Here is a 12,907-nt window from a genome sequence, read left to right on the forward strand (position 1 = left end):
GGGGTTTCGGAGCACGCAAAGACTCGCTCCAGGGGACCTCCGCCGGGGGCGATCCCAGCGGCGTTCTTCCGCGCTCCCTAACTCCGTGCGGCGAGATCAGCCGAAGAAGCCGAGACCACTCGGCGGCTCCGGTGAGGGCGAGGAGTCGGTCTCGGTGAATGGGGCGGCCGAGCCGACCAGCTGATCCAGGTGTTCGCCTCGGACGATCCGATAGGGGAAGGCTGAGCTGGCCGCCTTGCGCACCAGCAGGTCGCTGGCCAGTCGGCCCTTGCTTCCCAGGATCAGCACGTTGCCGAACCGCCGGCCCTTGAGGGTCGCGGGCTCGGCGCTGATGAGGGTGTCCGTGAAGTGCTCGCGCACCCCGGCCACGCAGCGTCTGAGGTAGCCGAAGGGCGCGCGGTCGGTGACGTTGACCATGACGGTGCCATCGGCGGCTAGCACCCGGTGGACGTCGGCGAAGAAGGTGGTGGTGGAGAGTTCCGACGGGACCTGCGCTCCGGTGAACGCGTCCACGACGACGACGTCGGCGAAGTCGTCACGCATCTCGGCGATCCCGGCCCGCCCGTCAACCGGCCGCACCTTGATCCCGCTCCGTCGCGGGAGCGGCAGATGCTCCCGGACGAACTCGGTGAGCTCCGCGTCCGGCTCAAGCACGATCTGCGCCGACTGCGGCCGGCTGGCCGCCAGGTAGCGGGGCAGCGTGAGCCCGGCACCGCCGACGTGCACCACCCGCAGCCGCTGCCCAGCCGGGGCATGCGCATCGAGGGCATCGGCGATCCGCTGGACGTAGTCGAACTCCAGGCGGGTGGGATCGTCCAGGTCCACATAGGACTGGTCCGTCCCAGCCATCTGCAGCGTGTAGGCCGCCGGATAGCTGCGGTCCGCGATCAACCGCACCCCGGGACGCAGCTCGAGGTCGCCGTCGGTCATGCCTCGGCGGAGCTGGTCACCGAGGACACCACAAGACCGTCCTTGGTCTCGTCCACGTCGAAGAGCACCGTGTCACCCTCGAGCACCTCGCCGCCGAGCACCCTGCGGGCCAGCTGGTCCTCGATGGTGGTCTGGATCAACCTGCGCAGCGGCCGGGCACCGTAGATCGGGTCGAACCCGGTCAGCGCCAGCCAGTCCTTGGCCGGCTGGGTCGCCTCGACGACGATCCGCCGGTCGGCCAGCCGCTCATTGAGCCTTCGCAGGTTGATTTCGACGATCCTGGACAGCTCCTCGGTGCCGAGCGCGTCGAACAGCACGATCTCGTCCAGCCGGTTGAGGAACTCGGGCTTGAAGGCGCTGCGCACCACACCCATCACCGCGTTCCGCTTCATCTCGGCGTCCAGGGTCTGGTCGGACAGGAACTGGGAGCCCAGGTTGGAGGTCATGATCAGGATCACGTTGCGGAAGTCGACGGTGCGACCCTGCCCGTCGGTCAGCCTGCCGTCATCCAACACCTGCAGCAGGATGTCGAACACCTCCGGGTGCGCCTTCTCCACCTCGTCCAGCAGCAGCACCGCGTACGGGCGACGCCGGACGGCCTCGGTCAGCTGGCCACCCTCCTCGTACCCCACGTACCCGGGCGGAGCGCCGACCAGCCGCGCCACCGAGTGTTTCTCGGAGTATTCGCTCATGTCGATCCGCACCATGGCGTGCTCGTCGTCGAAGAGGAACTCCGCCAGCGACTTGGCCAGCTCGGTCTTGCCGACGCCGGTCGGACCCAGGAACAGGAACGAACCCGTGGGTCGGTTGGGGTCGGAGATGCCGGCTCGGGACCGCCTGACCGCGTCGGCGACGGCCGTCACGGCCTTGCGCTGACCGATCAGCCGCTCGCCGATCCGGTCCTCCATCGACAGCAGCTTTTCGGTCTCACCCTGTAGCAGCCGGCCGACCGGGATGCCGGTCCAGTTGGCCACCACCTCGGCGATGTCCTGCGGGCCGACCTCCTCGCTGACCATTGACGGCAGCGCGCTCTCGGCCTGCGAGGCCGCCTCAAGCTCCTTCTCCAGCGCCGGGATCTTGCCGTAGCTGATCTCGCTGGCCTTCACCAGGTCGCCGTCGCGCAGATAGCGCTCGGCCTCGCTGCGCAGCTCGTCGATCTTCTCCTTCAGGTCGCCGACCCGGTTGAGGCCCTGCTTCTCGGCCTCCCATCGAGCCTCCAGTCCACGCAGCTGCTCCTGTGCGTCGGCCAGCTCGGCGGTCAGCCGGTCCAACCGCTCGACACTGCCCGGATCCTGCTCCTTCTGCAGCGCCAGCTGCTGCATGGTCATCCGGTCCACCTGCCGACGGAGCTGGTCGATCTCCTCCGGCGACGAGTCGATCTCCATCCGCAACCGGGAGGCGGACTCGTCGATCAGGTCGATCGCCTTGTCCGGCAGCTGCCGCGAGGTGATGTAGCGGTTGGACAGGCTCGCTGCGGCGACCAGGGCAGCGTCGGTGATGGCCACCTTGTGGTGAGCCTCATAGCGCTCGCGCAGCCCGCGCAGGATCGCGATGGTGTCCTCGACCGAGGGCTCGCCGACATAGACCTGCTGGAACCGACGCTCCAGCGCCGGGTCCTTCTCGATCCGCTCCCGGTATTCGTCCAGTGTGGTCGCGCCGATCATCCGCAGCTCGCCGCGGGCCAGCATCGGCTTCAGCATGTTGCCGGCGTCCATGGACGAGTCACCGGAGGCGCCGGCGCCGACCACGGTGTGCAGCTCGTCGATGAAGGTGATGATCTGGCCCTCGGCATCGCGGATCTCGTTGAGTACGGCCTTCAGCCGTTCCTCGAACTCTCCGCGGAACTTGGCTCCGGCGACCATCGAGCTCAGGTCGAGGGAGACGAGCCGCCGGCCCTTGAGCGAGTCGGGCACGTCGCCGGCAACCAGTCGCTGGGCCAGCCCTTCGACGACGGCCGTCTTGCCGACGCCCGGCTCGCCGATCAGTACGGGGTTGTTCTTGGTCCGGCGTGCCAGCACCTGCACCACCCGACGGATCTCTGTGTCCCGGCCGATCACCGGGTCAAGCCGACCCTCACGGGCCTGCGCGGTCAGGTCGACCCCGTACTGGTCCAAGGCGGACGAGGTGCCCTCGGCCTCCGCCGACGTCACCCGCTTGGAACCGCGGGCCTGGTTGAAGGCGGAGGTCAGGGCCGCTGCCGAGACCCCGAGGTCCTGCAGGATCTTGCGCGACTCGGACTGGACGGAGGCCAGGGCGATCAGCAGATGCTCGGTCGCGACGAAGGCGTCGCCGAGCTGCTCGGCCCGCGTTTCGGCGTCGGCCAGCACCCGGGCCAGTGCGCCGGAGACAGCCGGCTGGCTGACTGACGACCCGCTCGCCGAGGGGAGCTTGGAGATCGCGCCCTGGGCCGCCGCGTCGACCACAGCCGGGTCGGCGCCAACAGCGGTCAGCAGCGGTGCGACCGTATTGCCGGGCACCATCAGCAATGCGTGCAGCAGGTGCGCCGGTTCAGCGTTGGGGTTGCCCTGCGTCAGGGCGTGCCGCAACGCCGCAGAGACGGCGTCACGACTCTTGGTGGTGAGTTTCTGTGCTTCCACGAGTCGGAGCTCCCTAGTTGTGTTTCATCACTTGATCTTGAGTTGTGGTGTGAGGTTCTGAGTGCCCTTCGACAGGCTCAGGGCACGTGATGCCTGGCTCGGGGCACGTGATGCCTGGCTCGGGGCGCGCCGTTCATCCGCCGCGGCCCGGCAGCGCCTTGGTCGCGGACCAGGGGCCTCGGGGGCGTGGACCGGCGATGTGCACACCGCCGAGCGGGTCGGCGGTGAACACCCGGGGCCCGGGCGGGGCGCTCCGGGCGGCGGACAGCAGCTGGGTCAGCTCGTGCACCTGCTGACGCAGGTCGTCGAGCTCGCTCTCCAGATGCAGGATGCGTCGAATGCCTTCCAGGTTGACCCCCTCTTCCTGGGACAGGTGCTGGACGAGTCGGAGCTTGGCGATGTCGCGGGGCGAGTAACGACGCCCGCGACCGACAGTGCGCTGCGGCGACACCAGGCCCATCCGGTCGTACGTGCGCAGCGTCTGCGGGTGCATCCCGGCCAGCTGGGCAGCGACGGAGATGACGAAGAGGGGCGCGTCGCCGTCGATAATCTGCGGCAGATACGAAGCGCTCATCCCCGTTTCCCTTCCTTCCTGCTACCTCGTTTGTGGTGACATATCGTGACCGAAGCGTCTCAGTGCTGTGCTGAGAACAGCTTCGACCGGGGGTTCACCGGGCCGACGGCCTCGGCGAACCGTTGCAGTGCCTGCATGGCGGCATCGTTGAGCTTGTGCGGTACGACCACCTCGACGGTGACCAGCAGGTCACCGCGGGTGCCGTCCCTCTTGGCCGCTCCCTTGCCTCGGACCCGGAAGGTGCGCCCATTGGGCGTACCGGCCGGAACCTTGAGCCGCACGTTCGGCCCGCTGAGCGTCGGGACCTCGATCTCGGCTCCCAGCGCGGCCTCGTTGAAGGTGACCGGTGCCACCAGCGTGAGGTTGTCATCCTTGCGACCGAAGACCGGGTGCGGCCGGACGTGCACCAGGACATAGAGGTCACCGGGAGCACCGCCGTTCTCACCTGCTCCGCCCCTGCCTTTCAACCGGATCCGCTGCTTGTCGGTCACCCCGGCCGGGATCCGGACCTGCATCGTCTTGGTCGATTTGCCTCGACCTGACCCGTGGCAGACAGGGCACGGGTCGTCCACGACCATCCCCCTGCCGCGGCAGTCGCGACAGGGTTCGGTGACGGCGAACACGCCGCCCGACGTCGAGGTCTGCATTCCGCTCCCCTCACAGGTCGGACAGACGTGCGGGACCGTGCCGGCCCGGGCGCCGGTGCCGTGGCAGGCAGCGCAGGGGGCGTCGGAGATCATCTGCATCCCGACGGTGACCCCGTTGATCGCGTCCTCGAAGTCGACGGTCACCTCACCCTCGACATCGCTGCCACGGCGCGGGCCCCGGGTCGAGGTGCGGGTCCGCACCCCGCCGGCCCCGCCGAACAGCCCACCGAACAGGTCGGAGAAGTTGTTGTCGCCCTGCGACGCCTGCCGGAACAGGTCATCGACCGAGGAGGAACCACCGCTGCCGGCACCGCCGCCGCGCGGGAAGCGGAAGCCGCCCCCACCGAACAGCCGCCGGGCCTCGTCGTACTCCTTGCGCTTGCTTTCGCTGGCGAGCACGTCGTTGGCCTCCGACACCTCCTTGAAGCGTCGCTCCGCCTCAGGGTTGCCGGGATTCTGGTCCGGGTGGTTCTCCCGCGCCAGCTTGCGGTAGGCCTTCTTGATCTCCTCGGGCTTGGCGTCCTTGGAGACGCCGAGAACCTTGTAGTAGTCCTTCTCTATCCAGTCCTTCGTGCTCACCGACGCCTCCTCTCGACCATGATCGACACTGGGTTTACTGCTCGCTGTCCGTTGCCGTCTCTTGATCGACAACCGGCGCCTCGACGGGACTCTCGGACGGCTCGGCCACCGCAACCCTGGCCGGGCGCAGCACCTTCTCCCCGATCCGGTAGCCGGGCTGCAGGATCTCCACACAGGTCGGGCCGTCGATGCCGTCGGCGTGCGCGTGCATCAGGGCTTCGTGGATGTGCGGGTTGAACGGCTCGCCCTTGGTGCCGAACTGCTCAAGGCCATACTTGGTGGCGACCCGCTGGACCTCCTCGGCAACCGCCTTGAACCCACCGGTGAGCTCGCCGTGCTCCTGCGCCGACCGGACATCGTCCAGGACGTGCAGAAGCTCCTTGAGCACGCCTTCGACAGCATGGGTCTTGACGACCTCACGATCTCGGTCCACCCGACGCTTGTAGTTGACATACTCCGCCTGCAGCCGCTGCAGGTCGCTGGTGCGCTCTGCCAGGGCCACCTTCAGCTCGGCGGTCTCGTCGTTCTGCTGCTGTTGATCAGCAGCCGGCTGCTCTGCGCTGTCCACGCTCTCCGTCCCGGCGGCGGGAGCCGCAGTCGCCTGCGGCTCCCTTACCTGGTAGGTCTCGGGATCGATCCGCCGCTTGTCGCGGATCGTCGGTCCCTGATGCTGTTCGTGATCTGCGTCGTTCGTCATCGGTTGATCACTCACTTGCTCTCGCGCGAGCCGGCATTCTCGTCGGACTCGTCCACGATCTCGGCGTCGACCACGTCCTCGTCGGCCGCACCGGTCGGCGCCGACTGGCCATCGGAGCTGGGCTCACCACTGGTGGCCTGCCCGGCCTCGGCCTGCTGCGCAGCCTGAGCGGCGGCGTACATCGCCTGGCCCAGAGCAGCGCTGGTGGTGTTGAGCTTGTCCACCGCAGCCTTGACGGCGTCGTTGTCCTCGCCCTCGAGCGCCGCCCTCAGCTCGGTCAGCGACTCCTCCACCGGCTTCTTGACGTCGTCGGTGATCTTGTCGGCGTTCTCGGTGAGCAGCTTCTCGGTGCGGAACACCAGCACGTCGGCCTCGTTGCGAAGCTCGACGGCCTCGCGCCGCTTGCGGTCCTCCTCGGCGTGCTCCTCGGCCTCATGCACCATCCGGTTGATGTCGTCCTTGCCCAGCGCCGAGCCACCCGTGACGGTCATGGACTGCTCCTTGCCCGTCGCCAGGTCCTTGGCGTGCACGTGCACGATGCCGTTGGCGTCGATGTCGAAGGCGACCTCGACCTGCGGCACGCCACGCGGTGCCGGCGGCAGGCCGGTCAGCTCGAAGTTGCCGAGGGACTTGTTGTCCCGGGCGAAGTCACGCTCACCCTGGTACACCTGGATCATCACCGACGGCTGGTTGTCGTCAGCGGTGGTGAAGACCTCGGAGCGCTTGGTCGGGATCGTGGTGTTGCGCTCGATGATCTTGGTCATCACGCCACCCTTGGTCTCGATACCGAGGCTCAGCGGGGTCACGTCGAGCAGCAGCACATCCTTGACCTCGCCCTTCAGCACACCGGCCTGCAGGCTGGCGCCGAGAGCGACGACCTCGTCCGGATTGACACCCTTGTGCGGGTCCTTGCCGCCGGTCAGTTCCTTGACCAGGTCGACCACTGCGGGCATCCGGGTCGAGCCGCCGACCAGGATCACGTGGTTGATCTTGCCGACCGAGATCTTGGCGTCGTCGATCACCGCGTTGAACGGGGTGCGGCAGCGGTCCAGCAGATCCTGCGTCAGGCGCTGGAACTCGGAGCGCGTCAGCTTCTCCTCGAGGTGCAGCGGGCCGGACTCGCCCAGCGTGATGTACGGCAGGTTGATGGAGGTCTCGCTGGCCGAGGACAGCTCGATCTTGGCCTTCTCGGCGGCCTCCTGCAGCCGCTGGCGGGCGATCTTGTCCGCGGCCAGGTCGGTGCCGTTCTTGTTCTTGAACTGCTTCACCAGCCAGTCGACGATCCGAGAGTCCCAGTCGTCACCACCGAGGCGGTTGTCGCCCTTGGTGGCCTTCACCTCGAAGACGCCGTCACCGATCTCCAGCAGGGACACGTCGAAGGTGCCGCCGCCGAGGTCGAAGACGAGGATGGTCTGGTCCTGGTCGGACTTGTCCAGGCCGTACGCGAGAGCCGCCGCGGTCGGCTCGTTGATGATCCGGTCCACCTTCAGGCCGGCGATCTCGCCGGCTTCCTTGGTGGCCTGCCGCTCAGCGTCGGAGAAGTAGGCCGGGACGGTGATCACCGCGTTGGTGACCTGCTCACCGAGGTAGGCCTCGGCGTCGCGCTTCAGCTTCTGCAGCACGAAGGCGCTGATCTGCTGGGGGCGGTAGTCCTTCTCGTCGATCTTCACCTTCCAGTCAGTGCCCATGTGGCGCTTGACCGAGCGGATGGTCCGGTCGACGTTGGTGACGGCCTGGCGCTTGGCGACCTCGCCGACCAGCACCTCGCCACCCTTGGCGAACGCCACCACCGAGGGCGTGGTCCGCGCACCTTCGGCGTTGGGGATAACGGTGGGCTCTCCACCTTCGAGAACGGCGACAACCGAGTTGGTCGTTCCGAGGTCAATACCGACTGCACGAGCCATGTCTGATTCCTCCGTAAAACTATGAGATCTAGAGTTCTGATGTTGAGCCTAGGTGGCTCAAGTTTGTCTTTCAAGGACTTAAGCGTGGCACACTCAACTTTCACCTTGAGCGGCCATGACTCAACTATGCACCCGCAGCCCGAGTCGCGCAACTCGGGTTGAGCCTGGTCCGCTCACCTTCTTCTCGGGGTAACCCCTGAGTGGGGCGTTCGTCCGGGCGACCCGTTCACGGCGTTTCGCGAGCCAGGTCAACGGGCCGCGGCGTGTTCCTGATTAGCCTGGGGTCGGTCCGCCGCTCAGGGGGATCGACATCGACGGGAGAGTTTCAGGCATGGCCAAGTTCTTGCAGGTGCTGCGAGATATCGTCCTTCTCATCGTCCGGATCGGCCTGGGCGCCATCATGGTCACCCACGGCTGGCGGCGCTGGCAGGTGGAAGGGATGGCCAAGCAGATCGAGTATCTGCAGCAGTTCCACACCCCATACCCCGAAGTGGCCGCCTGGGGCGGCACCCTGCTGGAGCTGGTCGGAGGCATCTTCCTCATCGTCGGTGCACTCACGCCGCTGGTGGCGCTGGCCTTCCTGGTTGAGGCGATCCTGATCGTGTCCTACACCAGTTGGTATCGGGGGGTCTACGTCGACAAGGGCGGCTATGAGTACACGATCGCGCTCGGCCTGCTGGCGCTCGTCCTGATGGTGTTCGGGGCCGGCAGGGCCTCGATCGACCAGCTGTTCCGCCGAGGCAAGTCCGAGGACGAAGACCTGGTCGACGAGCGGACGCCGGCCTGAGCACGGCGCGCCCCTTCACAGGAAAGTCACAGCCGCCTCATAGCGGCAACCACGGCTGCGGTGCCAGTCTTGATCCATGTCGAGCGCTGATAGCCGTACGCCCCTGACCCGACCGGACGGGACGCCGGTCCGGATCCTTGCCGTCGACGACGAGTCGAGCCTGACCGAGCTGCTCTCCATGGCCATGCGGTACGAGGGCTGGCAGGTGAGCACAGCCGGCTCCGGGGCGGAGGCGGTCAAGGCGGCCCGGGAGGTCCGGCCGGACGCGATCGTGCTCGACATGATGCTGCCCGACTTCGACGGCCTGGAGGTGATGCGTCGGGTCCGTGCCGAATCACCCGAGGTGCCGGTCATCTTCCTCACCGCGAAGGATGCGGTGGAGGACCGGATCGGCGGCCTGACTGCCGGCGGCGACGACTATGTCACCAAGCCGTTCAGCCTCGAAGAGCTGATCGCCCGGCTCCGCGCACTGCTTAGGCGGACCGGCGCAGCCCTGACCAAGAGCGACTCCACTCTCGTTGTCGGCGACCTGACCCTGGACGAGGACAGCCATGAGGTGACCCGGGCCGGGGTGGAGATCCAGCTGACCGCCACCGAGTTCGAGCTGCTGCGCTATCTGATGCGCAATCCTCGCCGCGTACTGAGCAAGGCCCAGATCCTCGACCGGGTGTGGAACTACGACTTCGGTGGCCAAGCCAACGTGGTCGAGCTCTACATCTCGTACCTGCGGAAGAAGATCGACAACGGCCACCCGCCGATGATCCACACCATGCGCGGTGCCGGGTACGTCCTGCGCCCGGCGGTGTGATGACCGATACCCAGCCGGTGGTGACGACGCCGAGCCCGTTCGGGCGCGGGACTCTCGGTCGCAAGCTCATCCTCCGGGTCGTGCTGCTGGTGGCCGCGGTGGCGATCCTGCTCAGCAGCGCCACCACACTGGCCACCCGCCAGCTTCTCATGGGTCAGCTCGATCGCCAGCTCGACACCGTCACCGACCGCTACCGCAACGGCGCAGGGGACGGTGACGGCCCGCGCGGCGGCCTGCTGCAGCCCGGGCAGCCGATCGGAACCATCGTCGCGGCCTTCGCGAACAACGGCACCTCCGACAGCGCCATCCTCGAGGAGCGCGGCCAGCGCCCGAAACTGTCCCCGGAGGCGGTGACTCAGCTCAAACGGCTCGATCCTGACGGCACCAAGAGCTCGATCACCCTGGAGGATCTGGGCCGTTACAGGGTGGTGGCCTACGGGGCCACCATCATCAGCGACGGCGTCCCGGCCCCCGGGTTCGTCGTGGTGGGCGTCGCGCTGTTCCCGGTCGACCACACCCTGACTCAGTTGGTGGGAGTCGAGATCGCGCTGTCGCTGCTCGCCGTCGGCGGCATCGCCCTGGTCGGACGCAGCCTGGTGAAGAACAGCCTGCGACCGTTGAACCGGATGGCAGCCACCGCCCAGCAGGTGTCCCGGCTGCAGCTCGACCGGGGCGAGGTGGCGCTGGCGGTGCGGGTGCCGGCCGAGGACGCCAACCCGGCCAGCGAGGTCGGCCGGGTCGGTCAGGCGTTCAACCACATGCTCAACAACGTCGACGGGGCTCTGGCTGCGCGGCAGGCCAGCGAGATGAAGGTACGCCAGTTCGTCGCCGACGCCTCGCACGAGCTTCGCAACCCGCTGGCCGCCATCCGTGGCTATGCAGAGCTGACCCGTCGGCAACGCGACCAAGTCCCGGAGGAGACCGCCTACGCGATGACCAGGATCGAGTCGGAGGCGGAGCGGATGTCGGCGCTGGTCGAGGATCTGCTGCTGCTGGCGCGGCTCGACTCGGGGCCTGCGCTGGACCTGCGTCCGGTCGACCTGACCGAGCTGGTGATCAACGCCGCCAGCGACGCCCGTGCTGCCGGACCGGAGCACGTCTGGTCGCTGCGGCTGCCGGAGGAACCGGTGACCGCCTTCGGCGACGAGCATCGGCTGCATCAGGTAGTCGCCAACCTGCTGGCGAATGCCCGCACCCACACGCCTCCGGGCACCAAGGTGGAGACCGGGATCAGTCTCGACGGCGACGACGCGGTGATCACCGTGACCGACGACGGCCCCGGTATCCCGCCGGAGATCCTCGACCAGGTCTTCGAACGCTTCACCCGGGCCGACACCAGCAGGGTACGGTCGGCCGGCTCCGTCAGCGGGCGCAGTACCGGCCTCGGCCTGGCCATCGTCGCTGCCGTCGTCGAGGCCCACCACGGCACTGTTGCTGTGGACAGCGAGCCCGGACGGACGGAGTTCCAGATCAGACTGCCGCTCGCCCACACGCCTCCGCGGCCTGCCGACTGACCACCGCCAACCACCACCCTGTGGGGGGATAACCCCAGCGCGAAGTCACCTGGCAGCCGGATGGCTGATCGGGCGGGCAGACTGGATGCTGGAAGGGTGAGGATGGCAACACGAGACCAGAGCGACGACGGCGGCCCCCGGCTTGAGCCTGTCGGCCAGCGGCCTGAGCCTGTCGGCCAGCGGCCTGAGCTTGTCGAAGGCCAAACCCCCACGCGGCCTGAGCCTGTCGAAGGCCAACCCAACAACCCAAGCCCTTCGACAAGCTCAGGGCACGTACCCCCGCCAGAGCACGACCGACCCCACACGCGGCCTGAGCCTGTCGAAGGCCAACCCAGCAACCCAGGCCCTTCGACAAGCTCAGGGCACGTACCCCCGCCAGAGCACGACCGACCCCCCACGCGGCCTGAGCCTGTCGAAGGCCAACCCAACAACCCAAGCTCTTCGACAAGCTCAGGGCACGTGCCCGGATCAGGCCCTTCGACAAGCTCAGGGCACGTGACCGGATCAGGCCCTTCGACAAGCTCAGGGCACGTCACGGGCTTGGGGCGCGGAACTGTCGGTGCGATCCGCAATGATGACGTCATGGGCGAGCTGCGGGTCACCTCAGAGGGGATGCTGCCGGCAGGCTCACTGGCCCGCTCAGGACGCAACTTCGGTTACCTTGTCGGCTCCTTCATCCTGTCCCTGTTCGGCTTCCTCATCACCGCCCCCGTCTTCCTTCTCGGCGTGGCGACCTTCTGGACGGTGATCGGGCTGTTCGTGCTGCTGGGCGCGCTGATCGTGGCCGGCGGATTCGCCCGGTTCCAGCGCAGCCTGTTGGCGAGCGCCGGCGTGCACCTGATCAGCCCGATCTACCCGCACGGTGGGACGGGCCTGCGCAGCCGACTGCGGCGCCTCGGGCACGCGCAATCCTGGCGTGATCTGCTGCACATCCTGATCACCTTCCTGATCAGTCTGGTCACCTTCCCAATGGCCATGATCTGGGTGGCCGGCGGCGTCGGCGGCGTGACGTACTGGTTCTGGAGCCGATGGCTGCCCGAGCATCGGCAGGGCCTCGCGTGGCTGATGGGCTACCACGGCGAACTGGCAGACATCATCGTCAACGCCATCCTCGGCATGCTTTTGCTGGTCACCGCGCCCTTCGTGCTCCGTGGGCTGATGCTGCTGCATGCCGGTATCGCCCGAGGGCTCCTGGTGGACGAGAACTCGGCGCTGCGGCAACAGCTCAGTGAGCTCGCGATCAGCCGGGCGGCTGCCGGCGACGCCGAACTGCACACCCTCCGCCGTCTCGAACGTGACCTGCACGACGGCCCACAGCAGCGGCTGGTGCGGCTCGGGATGGACATCACGGCAGCGCAGCGCCGGGTCGACACCAACCCGGCCGAAGCCAAGTCGATGCTGGCCCAGGCCCTCAAGCATTCCCAGGATGCGCTGGCCGAGATCCGCAGCCTGTCCCGGGGAATCGCGCCGCCGATCCTCTCCGAGCAGGGCCTGCGGGCAGCGATCACGGCCCTGGTCGCCCGCGGTCACGCCAGCACCACGGTGGACATCCCTGACATCGACCTCTCCGACGCGGCACAGAACGCGGCCTACTTCGTGATCGCGGAGTCGCTGGCCAACATGGAGAAGCACAGCGGCGCCGAACACTGCGACGTCGAGGTCCACAAGCTCGGCTCACGAGCAGTGATCAGCATCACCGACGACGGGATCGGCGGTGCCAGCATCGCCAAGGGCCATGGCCTGGCCGGCCTCTCGGACCGGTTGGCGGGCGTCGACGGCACTCTGACCATCTCCTCACCCGCCGGCGGCCCGACCCAGATCATCGCCACCATCCCGGTGCTACCACCGGGCTCGTGACAGTCTTGGTTGC

Annotated in this window: 10 protein-coding genes; 4 read left to right on the forward strand and 6 right to left on the reverse strand. The window is 67.7% G+C overall.

The window, feature by feature from the left end:
* Window positions 1–96: 96 nt before the first annotated feature.
* The 6 genes from JOE57_RS07505 to dnaK all read right to left on the reverse strand — a co-directional run bounded on the left by JOE57_RS07505 (window position 97) and on the right by dnaK (window position 7,928).
* Entirely contained in the window at window positions 97–930 is an 834-nt protein-coding gene (locus JOE57_RS07505; RefSeq protein WP_204917104.1) for a spermidine synthase, read from the reverse strand.
* Entirely contained in the window at window positions 927–3,527 is a 2,601-nt protein-coding gene (gene clpB / locus JOE57_RS07510; RefSeq protein ID WP_204917105.1) for an ATP-dependent chaperone ClpB, read from the reverse strand. The genes JOE57_RS07505 and clpB overlap by 4 nt, the downstream gene beginning before the upstream one ends.
* A gap of 133 nt (window positions 3,528–3,660) precedes the next feature.
* Window positions 3,661–4,101 carry a heat shock protein transcriptional repressor HspR gene (locus tag JOE57_RS07515; protein ID WP_204917106.1) on the reverse strand — a complete coding sequence of 147 codons (441 nt, stop codon included), beginning with the start codon at window positions 4,099–4,101 and terminating at the stop codon, window positions 3,661–3,663.
* A 59-nt stretch (window positions 4,102–4,160) separates the two neighbouring features.
* Window positions 4,161–5,327 carry a molecular chaperone DnaJ gene (gene dnaJ / locus JOE57_RS07520; protein WP_204917107.1) on the reverse strand — a complete coding sequence of 389 codons (1,167 nt, stop codon included), beginning with the start codon at window positions 5,325–5,327 and terminating at the stop codon, window positions 4,161–4,163.
* A gap of 34 nt (window positions 5,328–5,361) precedes the next feature.
* The gene (gene grpE / locus JOE57_RS07525; protein ID WP_204917108.1) at window positions 5,362–6,024 is read right to left on the reverse strand and encodes a nucleotide exchange factor GrpE; all 663 of its coding nucleotides are present in this window, start codon (window positions 6,022–6,024) and stop codon (window positions 5,362–5,364) included.
* 11 nt (window positions 6,025–6,035) lie between these two features.
* A complete protein-coding gene (dnaK, locus tag JOE57_RS07530) occupies window positions 6,036–7,928 on the reverse strand; it encodes a molecular chaperone DnaK (protein WP_204917109.1) in 1,893 nt (630 codons plus the stop codon).
* A gap of 331 nt (window positions 7,929–8,259) precedes the next feature.
* Between dnaK and JOE57_RS07535 the strand changes: the two genes are divergently transcribed.
* From JOE57_RS07535 to JOE57_RS07550, 4 genes are all read left to right on the forward strand, one after another.
* Window positions 8,260–8,715: a DoxX family protein gene (locus tag JOE57_RS07535; protein WP_204917110.1), complete on the forward strand. Its 456-nt coding sequence runs from the start codon at window positions 8,260–8,262 to the stop codon at window positions 8,713–8,715.
* 76 nt (window positions 8,716–8,791) lie between these two features.
* Window positions 8,792–9,523: a response regulator transcription factor gene (locus JOE57_RS07540; protein WP_204917111.1), complete on the forward strand. Its 732-nt coding sequence runs from the start codon at window positions 8,792–8,794 to the stop codon at window positions 9,521–9,523.
* Window positions 9,523–11,037 carry a sensor histidine kinase gene (locus JOE57_RS07545; RefSeq protein ID WP_204917112.1) on the forward strand — a complete coding sequence of 505 codons (1,515 nt, stop codon included), beginning with the start codon at window positions 9,523–9,525 and terminating at the stop codon, window positions 11,035–11,037. The genes JOE57_RS07540 and JOE57_RS07545 overlap by 1 nt, the downstream gene beginning before the upstream one ends.
* A 582-nt stretch (window positions 11,038–11,619) precedes the next feature.
* Window positions 11,620–12,894, forward strand: a complete 1,275-nt coding sequence (locus JOE57_RS07550) for a sensor histidine kinase (RefSeq protein WP_204917113.1) — start codon at window positions 11,620–11,622, stop codon at window positions 12,892–12,894.
* The last annotated feature ends 13 nt before the right edge of the window (window positions 12,895–12,907 follow it).

Source organism: Microlunatus panaciterrae (genome assembly GCF_016907535.1).
Lineage (GTDB): Bacteria > Actinomycetota > Actinomycetes > Propionibacteriales > Propionibacteriaceae > Microlunatus > Microlunatus panaciterrae.

Excerpts from the sequence above, each read along its gene's own strand:
- JOE57_RS07515 (WP_204917106.1), bottom strand. The coding sequence starts at position 4,101 with ATGAGCGCTTCGTATCTGCCGCAGATTATCGACGGCGACGCGCCCCTC.
- JOE57_RS07540 (WP_204917111.1), top strand. The coding sequence starts at position 8,792 with ATGTCGAGCGCTGATAGCCGTACGCCCCTGACCCGACCGGACGGGACG.
- JOE57_RS07545 (WP_204917112.1), top strand. The coding sequence starts at position 9,523 with ATGACCGATACCCAGCCGGTGGTGACGACGCCGAGCCCGTTCGGGCGC.
- JOE57_RS07550 (WP_204917113.1), top strand. The coding sequence starts at position 11,620 with ATGGGCGAGCTGCGGGTCACCTCAGAGGGGATGCTGCCGGCAGGCTCA.
- JOE57_RS07505 (WP_204917104.1), bottom strand. The coding sequence starts at position 930 with ATGACCGACGGCGACCTCGAGCTGCGTCCCGGGGTGCGGTTGATCGCG.
- dnaK (WP_204917109.1), bottom strand. The coding sequence starts at position 7,928 with ATGGCTCGTGCAGTCGGTATTGACCTCGGAACGACCAACTCGGTTGTC.
- grpE (WP_204917108.1), bottom strand. The coding sequence starts at position 6,024 with ATGACGAACGACGCAGATCACGAACAGCATCAGGGACCGACGATCCGC.
- JOE57_RS07535 (WP_204917110.1), top strand. The coding sequence starts at position 8,260 with ATGGCCAAGTTCTTGCAGGTGCTGCGAGATATCGTCCTTCTCATCGTC.